This is a genomic window from Lelliottia sp. EB106-05-01-XG201, assembly GCF_058791735.1.
The window spans coordinates 3,650,882-3,673,252 of the sequence record NZ_JBYTDV010000001.1 but is presented as its reverse complement, the minus strand read 5'-3'; the positions used below and the strand labels follow the sequence as shown (position 1 = coordinate 3,673,252).

Below are 22,371 nucleotides of genomic sequence, written 5' to 3'. Positions count from 1 at the left end.
TACTGGAATTATAGGAAACGCCTGATTTTGCGTGACAAAAAAAGGCGGCCCGTGGCCGCCTGTTTGCTATTTATCATCCGGGATTCACAGATCGGGAGGATTTCTCCCTTCTTCGATGAAAGCCTCGTCGATTTCGTCTACGTTCCCCGCGTGATCGCGCCCGGAGAGCAGGTTCCAGCAGGCGATAAACAGCGCCGCCACCAGCGGGCCAATGACAAATCCGTTGATGCCGTAGATTTCCATCCCGCCGAGAGTCGAGATCAGGATCAGATAGTCCGGCATTTTGGTGTCTTTCCCGACCAGCAGCGGACGCAGGATGTTATCCACCAGCCCGACGATAATCACGAAGAAGCCGACGATAAAGAACCCTTGCCACAGCTGCTGGGTGGCGAACAGGAAGATGGCGGCGGGCACCCAGATAATCGCCGAGCCGACGGCGGGGATGAGCGACAGGAACGCCATCAGTGCGCCCCACAAGACGCTGCCGTCGATGCCGGCAATGTAGAAGGCGATCCCGCCCAGAATCCCCTGAACGACCGCTACCACGGCGGTGCCTTTGACGGTCGCGCGCGAGACGGCGGCGAATTTGGCAAACAGATGCTGCTTAACAAAATCCGACAGCGGCAGCGAATCGAGGATCTGGCGCACCAGCCACGGCCCGTCTTTGAGCAGGAAAAACAGCAGGTAGATCATCACGCCGAAGCTCACCGCAAAGCCAAACGTCCCTTTGCCGATCAGGAAGGCGCTGCCTGCCAGATACTGTCCGCCTTTCAGGGCGACGTCAGACAGCTTTTGCTGGATCTGCGCTGCGTTATCCAGATTGTGCTCGACGAGGAAGTTCCGCGCCCAGTCCGGCAGGTGGGCAAACAGGCTCGCCACCACCTCCGGGAACTGCGGGTTGGTGTGCTGAAGTTTGGTGTACACCACGTTCAGCTCGATGGCCAGCGACGAGAGGATCACCACCAGCGGCGTAAAGACGATCAGGCAGATCACCACCAGCGTAAGCAGCGACGCCACGCCGTTGCGCTCGCCAACCCAGCCGCGCAGTTTGTTTTTCACCGGATGGAAAATCACGGCCAGAATCGACGCCCATAGCACGGCGGAGAAGTAGGGCGCGAGGATGTCAAAGAAAGCCACTGAGACAATGGCGAGAATAAGAATAAAGAAACCTTTAGTCAGTCCGTTAAAGCGCATTAGCGAGTCCTAGTGGCTAAGAAACAGAGTCGACTATAGAACCCTTTGAGGGAATTACCAATTTTGTTGCGTGGGTCACATTGCTGCCGTGAAAGAAGTCGGGTGGCGGCTGCGCCTTACCCGGCCTACCAAACCCGGTCAATCCGCAGGCCCGGCAACGAGCGCATGAGTTCATCAGCTGCAGATACCACTTTCGACTGACCGAAGAGGTCAGCACCTCGCGCCATGCTGTAAGTATCTGCCTGTGGAGGTGCTTATGGCCTGGCGACCGATTCTCTACGTCATTCTCACGAATCACCCTCGTCTCAGCGCGCGGCGCGCCCGGCTGCGGCTGGTTCACGGCTAGCTTTTTGTTAACAATCACGGTATAACGAACCTTCTTTGGATGTTTAGATGTCCATACGTTTAGAAGGTAATATGCAAACAGAACAAGAAACTGGGCAGCTAAAACGCACCATGAAAACCCGCCACCTGATTATGCTTTCGCTGGGTGGCGTGATTGGGACAGGGTTGTTTTTCAATACGGGTTACATTATTTCCACCACCGGGGCCGCCGGGACGCTGCTGGCGTATCTCATCGGCGCGCTGGTGGTGTGGCTGGTGATGCAGTGCCTGGGCGAACTCTCCGTGGCGATGCCGGAGACCGGGGCGTTTCACGTTTATGCCGCGCGCTATCTCGGCCCGGCGACCGGGTATACGGTGGCGTGGCTGTACTGGCTCACCTGGACGGTGGCGCTCGGCTCGAGCTTTACCGCCGCCGGATTTTGTATGCAGTACTGGTTCCCGCAGGTGCCGGTATGGATCTGGTGCGTGGTGTTCTGCGCCGTCATTTTTGCCCTCAACGTCATCTCCACGCGCTTCTTCGCGGAAGGGGAATTCTGGTTCTCGCTGGTGAAAGTCATCACCATCATCGCCTTTATCATCCTCGGCGGGGCGGCAATCTTTGGTTTTATCCCGATGCAGGACGGCTCACCTGCGCCGGGGCTGGCGAACCTCACCGCAGAAGGCTGGTTCCCGCATGGCGGTTTGCCGATCCTGATGACCATGGTGGCGGTTAACTTTGCCTTCTCCGGAACCGAGCTTATCGGCATCGCGGCGGGTGAAACGCAGAACCCACACAAGGTGATCCCGGTGGCCATCCGCACCACCATCGCGCGCTTAATCATCTTCTTTATCGGCACCGTGTTTGTGCTGGCGGCGCTGATCCCGATGCAGCAGGCGGGCGTCGAAAAAAGCCCGTTCGTGCTGGTGTTCGAGAAAGTCGGCATTCCCTATGCGGCGGATATTTTTAACTTCGTGATCCTGACGGCGATCCTCTCGGCGGCGAACTCCGGTTTGTATGCCTCGGGACGTATGTTGTGGTCTCTCTCCAATGAAAAGACGCTGCCGCTCTGCTTTGCCCGCGTGAATAAAAACGGCGTCCCGCTGACGGCGATTTCCGTGAGTATGCTCGGCGGCGTACTGGCGCTGTTCTCCAGCGTGATCGCGCCGGACACGGTGTTTGTCGCGCTCTCCGCCATTTCCGGTTTTGCAGTGGTGGCGGTGTGGATAAGCATCTGCGCGTCGCATTTTATGTTCCGCCGTCGTCACCTTCAGGCCGGGAAACCGCTGGCTGATTTACAGTATCGTGCGCCCTGGTATCCCCTGGTGCCGGTGCTGGGATTTGTGCTGTGCCTGGTGGCCTGCATCGGGCTGGCGTTTGACCCGACCCAGCGCATCGCCCTTTACTGCGGGCTGCCGTTTGTCGCGTTGTGTTATGGTGCGTACTACCTGACTCAAACCCCGAAAACCCAGTAGCCTGAACATGTCGCAGAATAATCCGCTTACCGCCCTCCTTGAAACACAGCCTTTTATCGTGCTGGACGGAGCGATGGCGACGGAACTGGAAGCGCGCGGTTGCCACCTTGCCGACAGCCTGTGGTCCGCCAAAGTGCTGGTGGAAAACCCGGAACTCATTCGTGAAGTGCATCTCGATTACTTCCGCGCCGGGGCGCAGGTGGCGATCACCGCCAGCTATCAGGCGACGGCGGCGGGTTTTGCCGCACGCGGCTATGACGAGGCGCAGTCTCGTGCGCTGATCGGCAAAAGCGTGGAGCTGGCGCGCAAGGCGCGGGAAGCGTATCTGGCAGAAAATCCGCAGGCGGGCACGCTGCTGGTGGCTGGATCGGTCGGGCCGTACGGCGCGTATCTGGCAGACGGCTCGGAGTATCGCGGGGATTACGTCCGCAGTGCGGCGGAGTTTAGCGAGTTTCATCGTTCGCGGGTGGAAGCCCTGCTGGACGCCGGGGCCGATCTACTAGCCTGCGAAACGCTGCCGTGCTTTGCAGAGATCAAAGCCCTTGCGGAACTGCTGACTGGCTATCCGCGCGCGAAGGCGTGGTTCTCGTTTACCCTGCGCGATAGCGAGCATCTGAGCGACGGCACGCCGCTGCGTGACGTGGTGGCAACGCTTGCGGATTATCCGCAGATTGTGGCGCTGGGGATTAACTGTATCGCCCTGGAAAACACCACGGCGGCGCTGGAGCATCTGCAAACCCTGACCGCGCTACCGCTGGTGGTCTATCCGAATTCCGGTGAGCATTACGACGCGGTGAGTAAAACCTGGCACCATCACGGTGAGGCTTGTGAGACGCTGGCGGGGTATTTGCCGCAGTGGGTTGCAGCAGGGGCGAAGCTGATCGGCGGGTGCTGTCGCACGACGCCGAAGGATATTGCTGAGCTTAAAGCTCTGCGCTGAACATTGCCGGGTGGCGGGTGCGCCTTACCCGGCCTACAAAACTGCGCTGAACATTGCCGGGTGGCGGCTGCGCCTTACCCGGCCTACAGGTAAGAAGGCCGCACCGAACAGTCCCCTCTCCCTTGAGGGAGAGGGTTAGGGTGAGGGGGGAAGGTGCGCGCTGGTGCCCTCACCCCGGCCCTTATGTCTTGATCTTCTCCGCTTCTGCGGAGAAGATCCCCGACTGATCATCGGGAGGTTACCGGTGAGCATCACCCGGCCCTGGTGCCACTGAGCCCGTGGGAGAGATTATGCCCCGGTAACCTGTTTCCCTGTCGCCTCAAGACCGAACGGTATCCTGTGCCCTGAGCACCCACATATAAGGATGGTCCGGCGATATTATTCATAAGGTTACGGAGTGCCATGATGGAGCTTATTCCTGTCGGCGTTGATATCGCCAAACTCAAATTTGATGTCGCCGTCCTGCTGCCTAATCAGAAATACAAAACCAAAAAATTCCCCAACACCTCTGCCGGATGCCGCGAGTTCCTCAGTTGGCTGGCACGTTTTGGCGACTGCCATGTCTGCATGGAAGCGACGGGCTGCTACAGCACTGAACTTGCCACCCTGCTGGCCGATAACGGCTGCTGTGTCAGCCTCGAAAATCCTGCCCGCATACACGCGTTTGGCAATACGGAGCTGACCCGCAACAAAACAGACAAAAGTGATGCGGCACTGATAGCCCGCTACTGCGCCCTGCATCAACCCGCCCCCTGGTATCCTGCACCACTGAGTGAGCGTCAGCTGACGGCGCTGGTACGCCACCTGCGTAATCTGGAAGAGATGCGGCAGATGGAGATGAACCGCCTTGAAGCAGCCGACGAGGTCATTGTTCCCTCACTGCATGAACACGTCGCCATGCTGGATGAACTGATTGACGAAACACGAAAGAAAATCAGCCAGCACATCGATGATAACCCTGACCTGAAGCGGGACAGGGAACTGCTGAAGAGCATCCCCGGGATCGGTGAAATGCTGAGCGTGAGCCTGCTGGCGTTCGCGGGTAATCTGAGACGGTTCAGTGACAGTAAGGCACTGGTGGCTTACGCCGGGCTGAATCCACGGCGCTGTGAGTCGGGGATGTGGAAAGGAAAGAGCAGGCTGTCAAAAGTAGGTCACGCAGAGCTGCGCAGTGCGCTGTATATGCCGGCAGTGGTGGCGGGAAGGTGCAATGAGGTGGTTAAAAATCTGATGGACAGGCTGGCAGCGAGAGGAAAAACAGGGAAGGAACGCGTATGTGCCGGGATGAGAAAACTGCTCCAGCTGGCTTATGGCGTGGTGAAATCCGGACGAGAATTTAATGCTGAAATACCGCTTGCCGGATAACCGACAAGACGGTATCTCTCCCACAGGGAGAGGGAGCAAACCCTAGGCCGCATCCGCCAAAACAAACATCCCGTACGGATGGATCTCCAGGTAATAATTTTCCCCTTCGTTCGGCTGCAGACGCGTGGCGTTGACCTGCAGCAAAATCTCCTGCCCGTGCCACTCCACAATCACCTCGTACTGCGGTCCCATGTAGGCGACGTGCCGGATAGTGCAGCGCTGGCTCTCTTCGCCGCGCTCGCTCAGAGTGATCGCTTCCGGGCGTACGCCGACGGAGCCTTCTCCGTCTTGCGCAAAATGCATCGGACGCGGCAGACGATACCCGTGGATCTCGACGAAATCCTCGCTGAAACGCGCCGGGAACAGGTTGGCGTCGCCCATAAAGCTCGCCATGAAGCGTGACGCGGGCTGGCGATAGAGATCCTGTGGCGAACCGATCTGCATGATGTTGCCTTTGTTCATCACCAGCACCGTATCCGACACCGCAAACGCCTCGCTCTGATCGTGCGTCACGTACAGCGAGGTGATGTTGAACTGCTTTTGCAGCTCGCGGATCTTGTCGCGCATGCTGCGACGCAGGTTGGCGTCGAGGTTGCTCAGCGGCTCATCAAACAGCAGCACTTTCGGTTTCAGGATCAGGGCGCGCGCCAGGGCCACGCGCTGCTGCTGGCCGCCGGAGATCTGATCGACGTAGCGATCTTCAAATCCCTCCAGATCGACCATCGCCAGCGCCTCTTTCACCCGCGCTTTGGTTTCTGCGCGCGATACGCCGAGCATTTTCAGCCCGTAGCCGACGTTCTCACCCAGCGACATGTGCGGGAACAGGGCGTAAGACTGGAACACCATGCAGATATCACGCTGCTGGATGGAACGGTGCGTCACATCCTCGCCATCAATCAAAATCTGCCCTTCCGTCGGTTTTTCCAGCCCGGCGACCAGGCGCAGGACGGTGGTTTTGCCGCACCCGGACGGACCGAGGAGCGTCACCATCTGTCCCTGCGGGATCGCCAGGTTGATGTTCTCGATAACGGTATTTGTCCCGAAGCGCTTGGTGACATTGCGCAGTTCAACGAAATGTTTCTGAGTCATAGTGTTACGCCTGGTTTTTGGCTTTAGAGCGGGAGGTGCGTGCCTCACCGATCAGCCAGTCAAAGAGGAAAATGATCGCCAGCATGACCACAATCAGGATCGAGCCGTAGGCAATCGCCACGCCATATTCGCCGTCTTCCACGCGGTTCAGGATGTAGGCCGTTGCCACACGGGTATCCGGCGTGACGAGGAACACAATGGCGCTGACGGTGGTAATGGCGCGCACGAAGCTGTAGATCAGCGCCGACAGGATCGCCGGGCGCAGCAGCGGCAGCAGAATGTGGGTAATGGTGCGCAGGGATCCGGCGCGCAGGCTGAGGGACGCCTCGTCCAGCGACTTATCGATCTGCCCTAAGCCCGCAATCCCGGCGCGAATACCGACCGGCACGTTACGCATCACCATCGAAATAATCACAATCGCCGCGGTGCCGGTGAGGTAAACCGGCGCGCTGTTAAAGGCCAGGATATAAGAGACACCCGCTACCGTGCCCGGTACGGCGAAGCACAGCATGGTGGTGAACTCGATGGTCTTTTTGCCTTTAAACTGCTGGCGCACCACCACCCAGGCGATCAGCAGGCCAAAACCGGCGGTGATCGGCGCGGCAATCCCGGCGTAGAGCAGGGTATCGAGCAGGGAAGGCCATGCGCCGTCGCTCATCCCCTGGCCGAACAGCTTGATAAAGTTATCCAGCGTCAGGGTGTAATCCACGCCCCAGTTGACCGTGAAGCTGCCGTAGAAAATGCTGCCGTAGAGCAGGGCGTTAAAGGCAATCCACACCGCCAGCAGGGCGACCACACTCCACACCAGCGTCACCGGCAGCGGCTGTACATCGCCACGGTAGGATTTACCGGAGACGGTGACGTACGAGCGCTTACCAATCCACATGTACTGGATGCAGAACACCAGCAGCGAGAAGACCAGCAGAAACGCGCCGAGGGTACTGGCGGCCTGATAATCCAGCTGCGAGCCGGTGATGTAGAAGTAGATTTGCGTCGCTAAAACGTCGAAGTTGCCGCCGAGCACCAGCGGGTTACTGAAGTCGGCGAGCGACTGGACGATCACGATCAGGAACGCGTTCGCCAGCGCCGGTTTCAGCAGCGGGACGAAGACGCCGTTAAAGGTCTGCCAGCGGCTGGCGCGCAGGGTGTAAGAGGCCTCTTCCAGCGAGGGATGAATGGTTTTGATCGCCCCGTCGAGGATCATAAACGCCATCGGGGTGAACGCCAGCACCTGCGCCAGCCAGATGCCGGTGAAGCCGTACAGCCAGTTGGTGTTGGTCAGGCCGAACCAGTCGACCATCAGCTCGGTGACATACCCGGAGCGGCCCATCATCAGTGTCACGCCTAAACCCACCACGAACGGCGGAGTCACGATCGGCAGGATCGAGAAGATGCGCCCAATGATGGCGCTGCGTTTGGCGATGCGGGTGGTGTAGATCGCCAGCACCAGCCCGAAGAAGGTACAGCCGATACCGACGGCGATCGACAGCAGCACCGAGTTGATGATCACCTGCACGATGTGCGCCTGTGACAGCACGGTCATAAAGGCCAGCGGAGCGAACTCACCTGCGTCGTTGGTGAACATCGGAATGAAAATGGCAATGCTCGGCCAGACGATAAAGATGCCGATCAGCGCCACGATGGTAATCAGCGAGCCAATCACAAAGCGGTCGCCGCCCAGCCACTCCAGACGCGTCAGCGCCAGAGTCATGATCGCGCCGAGAGCCACGAACAGCACGATAGTGGCAAAGCCTAACCCGCGTCCTTCCACCGTCGCGCTGATGACGATAAAGGCCATGCACAGCAGCGCCCAGCCCGCGTCGAGGTAGTGACGGCTGCGCTGTTCGCGCTTCGCTTCGTTAAACGGGCGCACCAGCAGCAGGCTCGGCAACAGATACCACAGCCAGCTGATATTGAAGTGGGACCAGCTGTAGGCGTCGAGAATTTCTTCGCGCGTTGACTCCAGCAGGCCGTAATCCAGGCTCCAGCTCGGCAGCAGCGCAAACGCCACCCAGCCAAGTAAAACCCAAAGGAATACCGCATCCCGTTTTTTGACGGGATGAAGAGCGAGTGTGTGTGACATAAGTTTTCCGGGTGTTGAGGAAAATGTAGGCCGGGTAAGGCGCAGCCGCCACCCGGCATTGACCACTTATCGCAGGCTTATTTACCCATCTTCACGTCGCTGACCCATTTGTTGATCAGAGCCTTGCGCACATCCGTTGAGCCGTACTTGTCCATGTCGTAGCTGATCAGCTTCAGATCGTCGAGCTTGAGGGAGTTCGGCGAGGTCTCGGCGGTGGTATTGGTCAGGATCTGGTAAGACTTGCCTTTCTTCCACGCCAGCTCCTGAGCCTCTTTCGACAGCACCCAGTCGACGAACAGCTTCGCGTTCTCTTCGTTGCGCGCGCCTTTCAGGATGCTGACGCCGCCGATCTCATACCCGGTACCTTCGCACGGCGAGATCAGCTCCAGCGGGGCGCCCTGTTCTTTTTCCAGCGAGTAGTCGTGCAGGAAGCCAATGCCGATAGCCGTTTCACCGCGTGCAGCGTTACGCGCCGGGGCGATGCCGGATTTGGTGTACTGAGAGACGTTGCCGTTAAGCTGTTTCAGGTAGTCGAACGCCTGATCTTCTCCCCACAGCTGCACGAAGGTTGCCAGCGCAGTGTAGGCGGTGCCGGAGCTTTGCGGATCGGCGATCTGGATCTCGCCTTTGTATTCCGGTTTGGTCAGATCTTTCCAGCACTTCGGCACCGGCAGGTTTTTCTCTTTCAGGCGCTGGGTGTTGACGCCAAAGCCCAGAATGCCGACGTAAACGGCGGAAGATAGGTTGCCTTTCACCTTGGCCGGATCGCGGAATTTCTCCATGATCTGCTCAAGATTTTTCGATTTGTACGGCTGCAACAGCCCCATTTCACCGGCCTGCGACTGCGGGTCCAGCGTGCCGCCGTACCAGACGTCCGCCTGCGGGTTTTTCTTTTCAGCATCAACTTTTGCCAGCGTACTGCCGGAGCCGTTGCGGATGAATGAGGTTTTGACGTCGTACTTATCGCCGAAGGCTTTGGTTTCGGCTTCGCACATTTCGTTGGTGGCGCTGCAATAGACCACCAGACGGCCTTTGGCCTGCGCGGCACCGGTTAAGGTGGCGAGCGCGATCCCGGAAGCAATGAGGGTAGAGAGAAGCGTTGTTTTCATTATTCAGCCCTTTTAAGACGTTATGTGACTGCGAGAAGCGGTGATGCCCGACATCAGCAGCGGCATCAGTAATAAACCCATCAGTACGGCGGCGATGGAGAGCAAACTGAACATCCCCGACCAGCCGTAACGTTCAATCACCAGCGACAGCGGCCATCCGGCCAGCGACGCTCCCAGATAGGCAAAGACGCCGAGAAAACCGGTGATCGAGCCTGCCGCCTGTTTATGCCCGCATTCGACGGCGGCAAGACCAATCAGCATTTGCGGGCCGAAGACAAAAAATCCGACCGCAAAAAAGCACATCGCCAGCAGGGCATAGTGGTGAACCGGCGCCAGCCACAGGGCGGCGACGGAGACCATCAGGCCCAGCGTGAAGAGCAAAATCATCGGCGCACGTTGCCCGCTGAACAGCAGATCCGCCCCCCATCCGGCGAACAGCGCGCCGAGCAAACCGCCGACCTCAAACAGCATCACCGTCGCGTTGGCGCTGAGCAGATTGACGCCGTGGCTTTCCGACAGCCAGATGTTGCCCCAGTCGTTGAGCGCAATGCGGATCAAATACACCAGCACATAGGACGCGCCGAGCAGCCAGATCATCGGATTTTGCAGCATGGTGGTGCGTAACATCTGCCACAAACCCATCGGCGGACTTTGCTGCTCCTGGCGCAACTCCAGCGGATCGTTGCGCCACTCCCCGACCGTTGGCAGACCCTCTTCCTGCGGTGTCCCCCGCAGCTGTGTGGTCAGCCAAATGCCGAGCACAATGCTGATAATCCCCGGTGTCAGCATCGCGGCCTGCCAGCCCCAGAGATGGGCGGCAAGGGCACAAATCAGCGGAATAATCGCGCCACCGATATTGATGGAGGTATTCCAGCATCCCCACCAGAAGCCGCGCTCGTTGCGCGAATACCAGTGGGTGAGCAGGCGCGCGCAGGGCGGCCAGCCCCATCCCTGAAAGAATCCGTTCAGCGTCCAGATGAACAGCAGCAGGCCAAACGAATCGCTGAAGGTAAACAGCACATTCAGCACGCCGGTGGCCAGCAGGCCGATCCCCATAAACGCCCGCTGTCCGTGGCGGTCGTGCCACAGTCCGGCGGCAAATTTCGACAGTCCGTAGCTCAGATAAAACAGCGACCCGATAAGCCCGATGTCGCTTTTGCTCAGCCCTAAATCCATTTGCAGCGCGGGCAGGATGTAGTTGACGCTTTTCCGCGTCAGGTAAAACGCCGCGTAGCCGACGGCCATGCACAGCAACAGGCGTGGGCGCAGGGCCCGATAGCGTTGAGAAATCTCTTCAGCAGACAGTGCGTGCATGGCGTTCTCCGTTTGAGCTGACTGTAGGGAAGTGCAAGGCAAAAGGGATGAGAGAAAGTCTGGAGTGGCTAAGACTTTTTCCTGGTTAGCGCGGTGTTTGTTGCAAAATTGTGGGCAGGTTAACAATTACGCGGGTGCCGCCCTGGGATTCCAGCGTGAATTCTCCACCGAGAGCGTGAACGCGCTCGCGCATCCCCTGAATGCCAAAGCCGGGCGTTTTTTCCGGCTGAATGCCGCTGCCGTTGTCCGACACGTCGAGGATCAGACGATGATTTTGCTGGCGCAGTACGATCCACACTTCGCTGGCGTCCGCGTGTTTGCTGACGTTATTCAGCAGCTCCTGCAGCAGGCGATAGAGGGTAAAGACCAGGGTTTCGTTTTGCGGCGGGGCGTCCAGCTGCCAGTCAAAACGGCAGCTAATGCCGCGCTCAGGGAAGGCGAATTCGTTCACCAGATGGTGCAACGCCTCTTTCAGCGACAGCTCGTCGAGTACCGGCGGACGGAGCTGCCGCAACAGTTGGCGGGTGGAGTGGTGAATGCGCCGCGCCAGCTCGTTGATCTGCCCGGCGGCTTCGACCGCCAGCGGGGTATCTCCCGCGCGTTTCACCAGCTGGGACTGGATCTGAATCGCCGTGATGTTCTGACCGATTTCGTCGTGCAGCTCGCGGGCCAGGTGTTTGCGGGTGTCCTCTTCGGTGTGGATCAGCTTTTCGGTGAGCTCACGCCGGGCCTGCAGCTCCGCTTCCAGCCTGCGGCGATAGTGGTCGAGATTCAGCGCCAACTGCTGCTGGCGGCTGATGGCGATCCCGAGCCCAATCCCGAGCAGCGACTGGGTGGCGAGAAAAATCTCCAGCTCCAGCAGATCCGTAAACCCGACGCCGACCTGGCGGGCAATGGTGATCATCATGCTGCCAAGCAGCCCGGAGAGCACGCCGCCCTGCCAGCCAAATTTCCACGCCATCACCACGTTCGGCAGGAAGACCACAATCAGCAGCAGCCGCTCCAGAGCGGGGGAGAGCACCATCTGCGTGCCAATACCGATGATGAAAAACAGGCTGCACCAGATGATCAGCGAGGTGCGCAGGGGCGGGTTGGTGGTGTCCAGCCCGAGGAGATGATACCGGTGCTGCTGGCGCAAAAATTCAAACACCAGATAGACAAAGGGCGTCAGCAGAACGCCACCGGTAAACGACGCCAGCCCGAGCAGCGTGGCCGGGCTTTGCAGAAACGGCGCGAGGCACAGGGTTTGCAGCAGGGCGTTGACGCTCACCGCCGCAATCAGCAGCGACAGCCGCTGCCAGTAAAGGGGAAAACGGTGCCAGTAGCGTTGCACGGCGTAAGCCGGGAACAGCCCGAGCACAGGGGCGGCCAGCATCAGATAGCTGGTCAGTAATTGCTCACTGTGCAGCCACAACATCGCGGCCAGCGTCGGCAACACCACCGCAGGCCAGAAGCGGCGCGACAGAAGAATTAATAGCGCCAGATAGACGCCCTGCGGCAGGAACAGTACCGCCTGCTGGCCGTTGTGGGTGAGATAAAAACTCAGCGTCCACAGCATCAGCCAGCCGGTTCCCCAGGCCAGCATAATGAACAGGGAGAGGACCATGTGCCGCAGAGAACGCCGCATCAGTGGCCCGTCAGCAGCTGATTGTCGAGGGCGAAATGCACCAGTTCAATGGTGCTGCTGCACTGTAATTTCCCCAGCACGTTGGCGCGATGCACGTGAACGGTTTTATGGCTCAGTTCAAGGGTAAAGGCGATGGCTTTGACGCTTTCGCCTTTCACCAGCAGGTCGAACACTTCCCGTTCGCGCGGGGTGAGGACATCCAGCACTTTCGACACCGGCTGGCCGCCGCGCAGGGCTTTCACCGCGTCGGCGCAGAGATAGTGGCCGCCCATGCAGACGGAGCGCACCGCCTGCACCAGCTCTTCCGGGCCGCAGCGTTTGGTGAGATATCCGCTGGCCCCGGCGTCGAGGGCGCTTTGCACAAAGGCGGGGGTGTCATAGATGCTCAGAATGATGGCGCGAAACGCCGGGCGCTGCTGGCGCAGACGTTTGAGCAGGCTCAGCCCGTTTTCATCGGGCATGGCGACATCCAGTACCGCGACGTCAATATCACTGTGCGTTAACGCAGGCCAGGCGTCGGCCGCGCTGCTGTACTGGCCTTCGACCACCAGGTCGTCTTCCAGATTTAACAGCTGCGCAAAACCAGACCGCACTACCACATGGTCATCCACCAGCACCACTTTGATCATTGCTTATTTCTCTTACCGAAGTTGATATCCATGATGCCTGTTGCGCCGGGCGTGGCAATAAGCTGAGCGCGGTTATGTAACCTGTGTAACAAAAATGCAATAAATTAAAAACCTTTGCCAATATCCCTGCCGATATCAGGGCAGGGCGTGGGTATTGTCTTTTTCAGTGGGCGGAAACAGAGGCTCGTTAATATATGAATCAATTTGTCTGTTTATTGACATGGTGTGAAAACAGGTGACAGAGATGTAACGCATTGCTGCTGCGAATAGTGATTTTACCTCTGCCTGTCGCGACGGATTCATTATCTTGTGGTTCAATAACCTATTATTTCGTGTTTCGTTAGTATTAAAATCTAATTCTCGGTTCTGCTGTATTTATTATTCTAATTTAATCTCTTATTTGTTGGAGTTGTTTGTTATTGACTGGAAGGGCTATCTCGCCTTTTTTTTCAGTCATTACGGGTTACTATTTATTGCATCAGCGAGGCGCAGGCCGAAATACGCAATCAGGTTTGAACTTGCTGGTGAATATGTTTAGAGGTTTTTTGATTGATGAGGGAATTAAGCCAGAGCATTTATCTGGCTCGGGAGAGTTTTGCTCAAGATTCATTAATCAAAAATCTTATTTGTGTGTCATTTCCTTAAATTACAGGACCACTTTTATGAAACTGAATAACGTTTTTTCTGCTCTGGTATTGGCTTCAGGTTTAACTGCATTTGGCGCTCAGGCCGATCAAGGTAGCGGCGTAGTGACCTTCACCGGCTCGGTAATTGACGCGCCATGCTCCGTGGCGGCGGGCGATGACGATCAGACCATCGACCTGGGCCAGGTTTCCAGCTCCGCAGTGGCTAACGGCGGCACCTCTACGCCGGTTCCTTTCTACATCCACCTGGAAAACTGCTCTGTGGATACGGCTAACACCGTCTCCACCACCTTTACCGGCGCGGATTCCAGCGTTGACGGCGCGGTACTGGGCGTGACCGGCTCTGCAACCGACGTGGGCATCGTGATGACCGACGGCGACAGCAACGCGATCACCCTGGGTGAAGCGACCGTAGGCCAGACCATTCAGAACGGCGACAACACCCTGGCGTACTCCGCCTACATCATCGGTGGCGAAGCGCCAACCGAAGGTGATTTCACCGGTGTGACGAACTGGACTCTGGCATACGAATAAGGTTTCCCCTTATTCCACGATGTTATTCAGGCGGCCTGTTTGGGCCGTCTGATATTCCACTCTGACCGAATAAGAGAAAAGGGATTGCGATGCATTTTTTATTATCTACATCGACACCGCCGATCGTGAAAATCTTCCTTTTTCTCCTGTCTGGTTATTGCCTGCCATTACTGGCGGCAAACCAGGGGGACGGCGCGATATTCATTAAAGGGGAGGTGCTTTATACCCCCTGCGCCATTGATCTTGATAGCCGCGACCAGACGATTGATATGGGAGAAACCCCCGTCGCCGAAATAGCCACCAAAGGCTATGGCCCAACGCGTCATTTTACCGTTCGTTTAATCAATTGCCTGATGCTGCCCTCACCAGGGAACAGCCAGTTCGACTCTGAGTATTACCAAATCACCTTTGATCCCATGACCGGAACGGAACGTTTTGCCATTCGCGGTGAAGCCGAGGGCATTGAACTCACCATTCGCGATACCGATGGCAATCTCGCGGTGCCCGGCGTGGCGCTTCCGGCGAAAGAGGTCACTCGGGGAAATATCGATCTTCACTATGCGCTGCAGATGGTAAGCGACGGCCAGCCGCTGAAATCAGGGACATATCAGTCGCTGATTCGCTTCAGAATGGATTATTACTGAGATGAATAAACAGACTCCGCCACGATTCAGACGCTCGACCCTCAGTTTGCTCATTCTGGGAATGCTGCTGCCGGTTTCAGCGTCCTGGGCCGATGACGAGATCCAGTTCAATACCGATGTGCTGGATACTCAGGATAAAGACAATATCGATCTCAGCCATTTCTCCCGTCGCGGCTATGTCATGCCTGGCGACTACACCTTTACCATTATGGTGAACAAAGAGAGCCTGAAAGAAGAGCAAATCGTGGTTTATCCCGTCGGCGAAAATGGCCAGGAGAGCCTGATCTGCCTCTCACCTGAGCTGGTTTCACGCCTGACGCTGAAAGCCAGCGCCATGCGAGAGTTAAGCTGGCTGCGTGACGGTCAGTGTCTGGATAAAGCCAGCCTCGAGGGGCTGGAGATGCGCGTCGATCTGGCGAAAGATACCCTCTATCTGGCGATCCCGCAGGCCTACCTCGAATTCACCGCCCCGAACTGGGACCCGCCGTCGCGCTGGGATGAGGGGATCCCTGGGGTGATTGCCGACTACAACCTCAACGTGCAGACTCAGCACTCGGTCAATTCGTCCGACAGCCAGAGCCTGAGCGGAACCGGCGTGTTCGGGGCCAACCTCGGGCCGTGGCGCGCCCGCGCCGACTGGCAGACCAACTGGGACAAGCGCAACGGCAATACCGACAAAGATTTCAGCTTTAGCCGCTACTACCTCTATCGCGCCATCCCGTCCCTGAAAGCCAAGCTGACCGTGGGCGAGGATTATCTGAGCTCGGACATATTCGACACTTTCCGCTTTAGCGGCGTCAGTCTGAACTCGGATCTCAGCATGCTCCCGCCGAGCCTGCGCGGCTATGCCCCGGAAGTGACGGGCATCGCCCGCTCCGGCGGGAAAGTGACCATCAGCCAGCAGGGGCGCGTGCTGTACGAAACCCAGGTGGCGGCGGGGCCGTTTCGCATTCAGGAGCTGAATGACGCGGTCTCCGGCACCCTGGACGTGCGCGTGGATGAACTGGATGGCAGCGTGCAGACCTTTCAGGTGACGACGGCGTCGGTACCTTATCTGACGCGTCCCGGTGCGGTGCGCTACAAGCTTGCGGCGGGTAAGCCATCCGAGTGGGAGCACAGCATGACCGGGCCGCTGTTTACCTCCGGGGAAGCTTCCTGGGGGATCGCCAACGGCTGGACGCTGTACGGCGGCACGGTGATCGGCGGGGACTATAACGCCCTGTCGATGGGGATTGGTCGTGACCTCTACCTGCTGGGCGCCGTGGCGGCGGATATCACCCAGTCGCGCGCCTCGCTCCCGTCTGACGGCACGCTCTCCGGCACCTCTTATCGGGTCAGCTACTCCAAAACTTTCGACGAATACGACAGCCAGGTGACCTTCGCGGGCTACCGCTTCTCCGAGCGCGACTTTATGAGCATGTCGGAATATCTCGACGCGCGCTACGGCAGCGGGGCGTCCCACAGCCCGAAAGAGAAATACACGCTCTCCTTCAACAAGCGCTTTCGCGAGCTGGGGCTGAGCACCTATCTGAACTACAGCCACCAGACCTACTGGAACAGCGCCGACAACGATCGCCTGACGCTTTCGATGTCGCGTTACCTCGACGTCGGACCGTTCAAAAACATGAGCGTCTCCCTGTCGGTGTACCGCAGCGAGTACTACTCCCTGAAGGATGACGGGGCATATGTGTCGATCTCACTCCCGATTGGCAACGGCACTTCCCTGAGCTACGGCGCGACCGTCAACCGCACGGATAACACTCATCGCGTCAGCTATTACGGTCGTCTGGATGAGCACAATAGCTTCCAGGTGAGCAGCGGGCTGTCGCGCAGCGGCCCGACGGGCTACGGCTACTACACCTGGCAGGGTGACAGCACCCAGGTGCAGGCCAACGCCAGCTATCAGGCCGGCAGCTACAGCGCCCTGGGGATGACCCTCAACGGCGGTCTGACCATGACCACGGAGGGCGGGGCGGCGCATCGCTCCAACGCGCGCGGCGGAAGCCGGGTGCTGGTGGATACCGCAGGCGTCAGCGGCGTGCCGGTGAAAGGCTTTGGCGCATCGGTCAAAACCAACCGCTTCGGCAAGGCGGTGATTGCGGATGTGAACAGCTACTACCGCAATCCGATCCGCATCGACGTCGACAAACTGGACGAGAACGCCGACGTCACCCGCTCCGTTTCTCAGGCCACGCTCACCGAAGGGGCCATCGGCTACCGCCAGTTTGATGTGATTGCCGGGGGCAAAGCGATGGCCTTTATCCGTAAAGCCGACGGGAGCTACCCGCCGTTTGGCGCCTCCGTCGTGAATGACAAAAATCAGGAAACCGGCGTCGTGAACGACGAAGGAAGCGTCTGGCTGAGCGGCATCCAGGCCAATGGAAAAATGACCGTGAAATGGGACGGCAAAGCCCGCTGCGTGGTGAACCTGCCACCTGTTCTTCCGCAGGTACTGGATAACCTGCTTTTAACCTGTGCGCCGGAATGAACCGGCCCGAACAAGAGATGAGCTTTGAGATGACGAATGTACGATTGCATGCCCTGGCGGGCATCGCGCTGGCGTTTAGCGCTATTGCGCACCAGGCCAACGCCGCCGTGGCGCTGGACCGTACCCGGGTGATTTTTGACGGCGCGGCGAAATCCGTCAGCCTACGGATCACCAACGAAAACAAAACCCTGCCGTACCTGGCGCAGGGCTGGGTGGAAGATCCTCAGGGCAAAAAGATCACCGATCCGCTGGTGTTGCTCCCGCCGGTTCAGCGCATCGAGCCGGGCGAGCAGAGCCAGATCAAGGTGCAATCCACCGCCGCGATCCAGCGTCTGCCCCAGGATCGGGAGTCGTTGTTCTACTTCAACCTGCGTGAGATCCCGCCGAAAAGCACCAAACCAAACACCCTGCAGCTGGCGCTTCAGACCCGCATCAAGCTGTTCTATCGCCCGTCGGCCCTCGAGGTGAAGCGCACGGATTACGCCACGCCGTTCCAGGAACAGCTGACCCTGATGCGCGAAGGGGACAAGTACCGCATCACCAATCCGACGCCGTATTACATCTCGCTGGTGAATGCGTCGTCGACGCTGACCGGCAAAGCCGCGGCCGGGTTTAAGCCGGTGATGGTCGAACCGAAAGGGCAGCTGGTTCTTGCGCCTGCCGCATCGGCACTCGGCGGCGCGCCGGTCCTGACCTATGTGAACGACTTTGGTGGACGAGCGAAGCTGGTCTTTAGCTGCGGGGGCAACGCGTGTAAAGCCGTCCCGCAGGAAAAGAAAAAGTAAGCGATTTCGGGAGGGCTGAATGAAATTCAGAGACTGGAAAAACGGGGGCGCGCTGGCGCTGCTGCTCGCCGCAGGACCCGCCGCCGCCGATGACGTGGCGCTGGTGGACGGCGAGTACGGGCTGCTGCAGGTTTACGGCGCATTGACCGAGAGCGCCTGTCGGCTGGCGATGGAGTCGGCGTGGCAGGAGATCGACATGGGCACTACCGCCACCGGTGAGCTGAAAAAACCGGGCGATCAGGGCACGCCGGTACGCGTCGCGATCCGCCTGGAAGATTGCCTTCCGTCACCCGCGACGATCCGCGATGCCTGGAGCGGGGATCTGCTCTGGAGCCGCGATCAGCCCTCCGTCACCGTCAGCTTTGTGGCACCGGGCGAGGTGTTGAATCCCGGCCTGGTAAAAGTGTCCGGGACGAGCGGCGTGGCGCTGCGCCTGACCGATCGCTATCACCGTGATGTGCGTCTGGGAAGCGAAGGGCAGCCGCTGCTGCTCGAGCCGGGCGGCAACACGCTTTTCTACTATATCGCGCCGGAACGTACCGCTGCTCCGCTGGTGGCGGGCGCGTGGCATGCGCTGATCCACTTCAGGCTTAACTATGACTAGTTTCTTTCTTCGCCTGCTTTCAGGCGCATCCGCGCTCTTGCTGGCACCCGTCTGTTTTGCCGCCCTGACGGTGAACGTGACGGGGGTGATCGTGGAAGGGGTCTGCGAGATCAACAACGGCGAGACCATTCACGTGGATTTCGGCAATAACCTGCAGTCGAAGCAGATCGATGGCGAGCATTTTATGCAGAACATCGACTACTCGCTGGCCTGCGAGGATCTGACCTCCAACGATCTGGAGATGCAGTTTGAAGGCACCGCCACTTCGTTCAGCGACGATTATCTCGCCACCGACCGGGAAGGGCTGGGCATCAAGCTGTACATGAACGGCGAGTCGATGCCGCTCAACACCTGGATGCCGTTCACCTGGCCGGAAGTGCCGGTATTGCAGGCCGCACCGATGAAAGATGACGCGACCGAGGTGGAAACCGGGGTCTTTACCGCCTCCGCCACGCTGAAAATTCAGTACCAGTAAGGGACACATTCTGATGAAACGATTGCTGTACGCCATCATGTTGCTGGGAGGGCTGGCCTTTAGCCAGGCTGCGTCTGCGTCGATCTGGACCTGGATTGACAGTCTTGCGACCTGCTCAAGCACCGCGACCTACTGCTACGACTACAGCTTTACCCTTTCCGACTGGGATGAGGAGGATACCACCCCCAATCCCTGCTACGGCTTAACAGCATGCACGATTTTTGTCGGTCACCGGCACAACGCAGCCGGGACGTCTGGCCCGCGTACGCACCGTTCATGGGGGGCGGGTGTCTATCCGTTTTTATTGACGGCACAGACGCTGGGCGATCTCGGCAAAGAGATGAAAGCCATCTTCCCGATGCCTTACTCCTCCACTACGCGTCATAGCGGAAGTACGGTCGCCACCGAAGAGTGCGTTGGGTTCTTTTATGCAGCCGGAAAAAACCTCGGCAGCAACTCTTCGGAGGTGAACTCGACGACATTTGAGGGCTACCCGCTCATGCCCGGCAGCATTTGCGGCGCGGCCCCCGCCCCGAGCGGCTCCTGCGATTTCGACCAGGACGTGCTGACCCTCGATCACGGCACGCTGAGTCGCAAGGAGCTGGAAGGGCATGAAGTCAGCGAAAATGTCAGCATCAGCTGCACGACCTCGCAAACGCTGAAACTCTACATCTACTCCGCCGACAAAGTGGAACTGCGCGACGACGGCAGTCTCTACTCAGAGCTCTACATGAACGACAACGTGCTCGGCACCTCGGGCTTTACCCTGGATGTTGAGGCCCAGGATAACGTGGTTGTGAAGTCGGTACTGCGCACCAATGGCACGCCGGAAGCGGGCGAGTTTTCGGGCTCAACGATTATGCTGATCACGGTGGAATAATGAAAAATCCTGAATCGTCTTTAAGCAGTGTCGATCTCTACTGCGCCCTGATGATGGGGGAGATTGTTCCCTATTATCAGCCGGTAATTGACGCCGGAACGCAATCCCTTCACGGGCTGGAAGTGCTGATGCGCTGGGCGCTGGCCGACGTGGACTCAACGCCCGTCGATCTCATTGCCGCGTTTGAAGAGCAGGGGCTGATGCCAGAGATGACCCAGCATCTGCTGCGCCAGGTGGCGGAAGATATTAATGAACTGGATGCGCTGCTGCCGGACGGGTTACATCTCTCTTTTAACGCCAGCCCGGAGCAAATTGAAAAGCCCGGTTTTGTTTTCGATACGCTGTCGTTTCTTGCCGCCCTGCCGCTGGAGAAATATCACCTGGTGGTGGAAGTGACCGAATCGCAGCCCCTGGCGAATACGCCAGAAGTGGCGGGAACGATCCTGAAATTACAGCTGGCGGATGTCGCCGTCTATTTTGATGATTTTGGCACCGGCTGTGCAAACCTGAATTGCATTGAGCAATTCAATGTCGATGGATTAAAAATCGACCGCTTATTTGTCGAAGGATTATCCTCAGGCGCGCGTTCCACGTCGATTATTTCCCTGATTGCCAGTCTTGCCCAGTCGCAAAAAATGGATGTCATCGCCGAAGGCGTTGAAACAGCGTGCCAGTCGCAGGCACTTTGTGAAATGGGAATTCAGATCCAACAGGGCTATCTATTTTCAAATGCATTAAGTAAAACGCAATTACAACAATACCTTGCGGCCTGAATTGAATATTACCATCGGAACAATGTGGTTTATTAGTTTGGTTGATTTTCTGGTGTTTTGTCACCCTTATTCATATACGCTAAAATGGTTATTGGCATTATCGCCATAAAAAGTGTGGATTAATATTGGAGCTGGTGACAGTGCTATGCATTTTATAATAAACAAAAAGGTCTCTTTCAAAGTGGCGGAGAGGACGATTTCGGATGATAAAGATCAGCATTTGCTTTCCAATCCGGCGTGTCGGCTTTTACTGGTACTTCTGGAGAATAATAATAAGCTCATGACGCGAGAGGATCTCTTGCAGAAGGTGTGGGGAGATTTTGGATTGACGCCCTCGAGCAATAGTCTGAACAATAATGTCAGCATACTGCGCAAGATTTTTTCAGAATTCGACATTCACGATGTACTGAAAACCATCCCCAAACAGGGGTTTGCCTTGATGCTTGACGATCTGCAATTTAATGAGAAATCCAGAGACTATATGGTGATGCAGGCCATTTCTCAGCCAGATAAGGAGCCGGGTGTCAATAAGAGCTGGCTGATAGGTGCGGGCGCGACGCTGGTGATGATTATTGCCGTCGTGGTCGCGCTGTATCTCAATTTTTTTACTAAGCGTGAAGAGGTCATTTTTTACAAACAAGTGAACGCGTGCAAAATTTACTATTTCAATAACGTCAATGTGGATCGTGTCGAACGCTATTTCGCGGAAGGTAAAGGCGTAAGGTTATTACAGAAATGCGCGACCCCACATAATATCTATTACGATGACAGTAAGCTCCATGAAAAAACGGACCTTCTTGAAATCATTGTCGCAAAATGCACGCTGGATGTGAAAGGGGCTCTGGGTGAATGTAAAAACTACATCACGACTAAAGGTGATTAGTCTTGTTGCGCTGTTGATTGTCTTGTTTGTGGGGGCGCTGCTTTACGTACCGAAGAGTAAAAGCGATCTCGATTGTACTGCCGATATCCATCTCACGATGGACAGTAACGAGGAAAAACTGGATGCCCGAATTCATCTCGTGGTCCATTTTGTCCCGGATGCGCGCAGCTATATTACCGAGTATGGGGTAGTGAATTACGGTGATAAACGCTATATCGTCGATCGCTATGTGCGGCTACGATATTCCGATGACAGTAACCACGCTTTTGTCGAATTCCAGCGCGAAGGGATTGATAAAAACAGTGGCGAAACCTTGCCTGAGTTTCTGTCGCAAAAACTCACCTCGGCACAAAAAGTGTTTTTCTTTAAAGTAAGGAAATTACACAACGAAATCTGGAGTATTAGCGATTTACGGCGAACCGTACTGGTATGCGCTAAAACTGAATAACGCGGTATCTCATTAGTTTTCATTGATAATTGCCTGTCCTGGCCCTGTGAATATCAAGGGCCAGCG

At 57.4% G+C, this 22,371-nt stretch carries 20 protein-coding genes; 13 read left to right on the top strand and 7 right to left on the bottom strand.

Annotated elements, in window-relative coordinates; all coding sequences use genetic code 11:
- Positions 1–84: 84 nt before the first annotated feature.
- Positions 85–1,194, bottom strand: coding sequence for an AI-2E family transporter (locus tag AC3WS9_RS17230; RefSeq protein WP_282492698.1), 1,110 nt, complete (start codon positions 1,192–1,194; stop codon positions 85–87).
- 417 nt (positions 1,195–1,611) lie between these two features.
- On the opposite strand from AC3WS9_RS17230, the gene mmuP reads away from it, so the two are divergent.
- From mmuP to AC3WS9_RS17215, 3 genes are all read left to right on the top strand, one after another.
- Positions 1,612–2,991, top strand: coding sequence for an S-methylmethionine permease (mmuP, locus tag AC3WS9_RS17225; protein WP_492489522.1), 1,380 nt, complete (start codon positions 1,612–1,614; stop codon positions 2,989–2,991).
- Between the two features lie 7 nt (positions 2,992–2,998).
- On the top strand, positions 2,999–3,931 hold the full coding sequence (gene mmuM / locus AC3WS9_RS17220; protein ID WP_492489520.1) for a homocysteine S-methyltransferase: 933 nt from the start codon (positions 2,999–3,001) through the stop codon (positions 3,929–3,931).
- A gap of 402 nt (positions 3,932–4,333) precedes the next feature.
- Positions 4,334–5,296, top strand: coding sequence for an IS110 family RNA-guided transposase (locus AC3WS9_RS17215; RefSeq protein WP_492486735.1), 963 nt, complete (start codon positions 4,334–4,336; stop codon positions 5,294–5,296).
- Positions 5,297–5,338: 42 nt separating this feature from the next.
- Here the strand turns inward: AC3WS9_RS17215 and fbpC are convergent, their stop codons facing one another.
- The 6 genes from fbpC to AC3WS9_RS17185 form a co-directional block, all read right to left on the bottom strand.
- Entirely contained in the window at positions 5,339–6,385 is a 1,047-nt protein-coding gene (fbpC, locus tag AC3WS9_RS17210) for a ferric ABC transporter ATP-binding protein (protein ID WP_282492695.1), read from the bottom strand.
- A gap of 4 nt (positions 6,386–6,389) precedes the next feature.
- Positions 6,390–8,468 (bottom strand): ABC transporter permease, encoded by a 2,079-nt coding sequence (locus AC3WS9_RS17205; protein ID WP_282492694.1) that lies wholly within the window; start codon positions 8,466–8,468, stop codon positions 6,390–6,392.
- Between the two features lie 77 nt (positions 8,469–8,545).
- On the bottom strand, positions 8,546–9,577 hold the full coding sequence (locus AC3WS9_RS17200) for an ABC transporter substrate-binding protein (protein WP_063135461.1): 1,032 nt from the start codon (positions 9,575–9,577) through the stop codon (positions 8,546–8,548).
- Positions 9,578–9,589: 12 nt separating this feature from the next.
- Positions 9,590–10,891, bottom strand: a complete 1,302-nt coding sequence (gene uhpC / locus AC3WS9_RS17195; protein ID WP_492489517.1) for an MFS transporter family glucose-6-phosphate receptor UhpC — start codon at positions 10,889–10,891, stop codon at positions 9,590–9,592.
- Between the two features lie 85 nt (positions 10,892–10,976).
- Positions 10,977–12,518, bottom strand: a complete 1,542-nt coding sequence (locus tag AC3WS9_RS17190) for an MASE1 domain-containing sensor histidine kinase (protein WP_492489515.1) — start codon at positions 12,516–12,518, stop codon at positions 10,977–10,979.
- Entirely contained in the window at positions 12,518–13,147 is a 630-nt protein-coding gene (locus AC3WS9_RS17185; protein WP_492489513.1) for a response regulator, read from the bottom strand. The genes AC3WS9_RS17190 and AC3WS9_RS17185 overlap by 1 nt, the downstream gene beginning before the upstream one ends.
- Before the next feature lie 662 nt (positions 13,148–13,809).
- Between AC3WS9_RS17185 and AC3WS9_RS17180 the strand changes: the two genes are divergently transcribed.
- From AC3WS9_RS17180 to AC3WS9_RS17135, 10 genes are all read left to right on the top strand, one after another.
- Positions 13,810–14,325, top strand: coding sequence for a fimbrial protein (locus tag AC3WS9_RS17180; protein ID WP_103949952.1), 516 nt, complete (start codon positions 13,810–13,812; stop codon positions 14,323–14,325).
- Between the two features lie 89 nt (positions 14,326–14,414).
- Complete coding sequence (locus AC3WS9_RS17175; RefSeq protein WP_095280923.1) at positions 14,415–14,969, top strand: fimbrial protein; 555 nt, start codon at positions 14,415–14,417, stop codon at positions 14,967–14,969.
- A 1-nt stretch (position 14,970) separates the two neighbouring features.
- Positions 14,971–17,457 carry an outer membrane usher protein gene (locus AC3WS9_RS17170; RefSeq protein ID WP_492489511.1) on the top strand — a complete coding sequence of 829 codons (2,487 nt, stop codon included), beginning with the start codon at positions 14,971–14,973 and terminating at the stop codon, positions 17,455–17,457.
- 29 nt (positions 17,458–17,486) lie between these two features.
- A complete protein-coding gene (locus AC3WS9_RS17165) occupies positions 17,487–18,242 on the top strand; it encodes a fimbria/pilus periplasmic chaperone (RefSeq protein ID WP_492489509.1) in 756 nt (251 codons plus the stop codon).
- Positions 18,243–18,261: 19 nt separating this feature from the next.
- Complete coding sequence (locus AC3WS9_RS17160) at positions 18,262–18,846, top strand: fimbrial protein (protein WP_285145259.1); 585 nt, start codon at positions 18,262–18,264, stop codon at positions 18,844–18,846.
- On the top strand, positions 18,839–19,321 hold the full coding sequence (locus AC3WS9_RS17155; RefSeq protein WP_492489507.1) for a fimbrial protein: 483 nt from the start codon (positions 18,839–18,841) through the stop codon (positions 19,319–19,321). The genes AC3WS9_RS17160 and AC3WS9_RS17155 overlap by 8 nt, the downstream gene beginning before the upstream one ends.
- Positions 19,322–19,334: 13 nt before the next feature.
- A complete protein-coding gene (locus tag AC3WS9_RS17150) occupies positions 19,335–20,201 on the top strand; it encodes an MrpH family fimbial adhesin (protein WP_492489505.1) in 867 nt (288 codons plus the stop codon).
- Entirely contained in the window at positions 20,201–20,974 is a 774-nt protein-coding gene (locus tag AC3WS9_RS17145; protein WP_492489503.1) for an EAL domain-containing protein, read from the top strand. The genes AC3WS9_RS17150 and AC3WS9_RS17145 overlap by 1 nt, the downstream gene beginning before the upstream one ends.
- Positions 20,975–21,119: 145 nt before the next feature.
- Positions 21,120–21,857 carry a winged helix-turn-helix domain-containing protein gene (locus AC3WS9_RS17140; protein WP_492489501.1) on the top strand — a complete coding sequence of 246 codons (738 nt, stop codon included), beginning with the start codon at positions 21,120–21,122 and terminating at the stop codon, positions 21,855–21,857.
- Positions 21,850–22,305 carry a hypothetical protein gene (locus tag AC3WS9_RS17135; protein ID WP_233210434.1) on the top strand — a complete coding sequence of 152 codons (456 nt, stop codon included), beginning with the start codon at positions 21,850–21,852 and terminating at the stop codon, positions 22,303–22,305. The genes AC3WS9_RS17140 and AC3WS9_RS17135 overlap by 8 nt, the downstream gene beginning before the upstream one ends.
- The last annotated feature ends 66 nt before the right edge of the window (positions 22,306–22,371 follow it).

What these genes read in the sequence shown, in the direction of transcription:
- AC3WS9_RS17230 (WP_282492698.1), bottom strand. Translation starts at nt 1,194, where the DNA reads ATGCGCTTTAACGGACTGACTAAAGGTTTCTTTATTCTTATTCTCGCC.
- mmuP (WP_492489522.1), top strand. Translation starts at nt 1,612, where the DNA reads ATGCAAACAGAACAAGAAACTGGGCAGCTAAAACGCACCATGAAAACC.
- mmuM (WP_492489520.1), top strand. Translation starts at nt 2,999, where the DNA reads ATGTCGCAGAATAATCCGCTTACCGCCCTCCTTGAAACACAGCCTTTT.
- AC3WS9_RS17215 (WP_492486735.1), top strand. Translation starts at nt 4,334, where the DNA reads ATGATGGAGCTTATTCCTGTCGGCGTTGATATCGCCAAACTCAAATTT.
- fbpC (WP_282492695.1), bottom strand. Translation starts at nt 6,385, where the DNA reads ATGACTCAGAAACATTTCGTTGAACTGCGCAATGTCACCAAGCGCTTC.
- AC3WS9_RS17205 (WP_282492694.1), bottom strand. Translation starts at nt 8,468, where the DNA reads ATGTCACACACACTCGCTCTTCATCCCGTCAAAAAACGGGATGCGGTA.
- AC3WS9_RS17200 (WP_063135461.1), bottom strand. Translation starts at nt 9,577, where the DNA reads ATGAAAACAACGCTTCTCTCTACCCTCATTGCTTCCGGGATCGCGCTC.
- uhpC (WP_492489517.1), bottom strand. Translation starts at nt 10,891, where the DNA reads ATGCACGCACTGTCTGCTGAAGAGATTTCTCAACGCTATCGGGCCCTG.
- AC3WS9_RS17190 (WP_492489515.1), bottom strand. Translation starts at nt 12,518, where the DNA reads ATGCGGCGTTCTCTGCGGCACATGGTCCTCTCCCTGTTCATTATGCTG.
- AC3WS9_RS17185 (WP_492489513.1), bottom strand. Translation starts at nt 13,147, where the DNA reads ATGATCAAAGTGGTGCTGGTGGATGACCATGTGGTAGTGCGGTCTGGT.
- AC3WS9_RS17180 (WP_103949952.1), top strand. Translation starts at nt 13,810, where the DNA reads ATGAAACTGAATAACGTTTTTTCTGCTCTGGTATTGGCTTCAGGTTTA.
- AC3WS9_RS17175 (WP_095280923.1), top strand. Translation starts at nt 14,415, where the DNA reads ATGCATTTTTTATTATCTACATCGACACCGCCGATCGTGAAAATCTTC.
- AC3WS9_RS17170 (WP_492489511.1), top strand. Translation starts at nt 14,971, where the DNA reads ATGAATAAACAGACTCCGCCACGATTCAGACGCTCGACCCTCAGTTTG.
- AC3WS9_RS17165 (WP_492489509.1), top strand. Translation starts at nt 17,487, where the DNA reads ATGACGAATGTACGATTGCATGCCCTGGCGGGCATCGCGCTGGCGTTT.
- AC3WS9_RS17160 (WP_285145259.1), top strand. Translation starts at nt 18,262, where the DNA reads ATGAAATTCAGAGACTGGAAAAACGGGGGCGCGCTGGCGCTGCTGCTC.
- AC3WS9_RS17155 (WP_492489507.1), top strand. Translation starts at nt 18,839, where the DNA reads ATGACTAGTTTCTTTCTTCGCCTGCTTTCAGGCGCATCCGCGCTCTTG.
- AC3WS9_RS17150 (WP_492489505.1), top strand. Translation starts at nt 19,335, where the DNA reads ATGAAACGATTGCTGTACGCCATCATGTTGCTGGGAGGGCTGGCCTTT.
- AC3WS9_RS17145 (WP_492489503.1), top strand. Translation starts at nt 20,201, where the DNA reads ATGAAAAATCCTGAATCGTCTTTAAGCAGTGTCGATCTCTACTGCGCC.
- AC3WS9_RS17140 (WP_492489501.1), top strand. Translation starts at nt 21,120, where the DNA reads ATGCATTTTATAATAAACAAAAAGGTCTCTTTCAAAGTGGCGGAGAGG.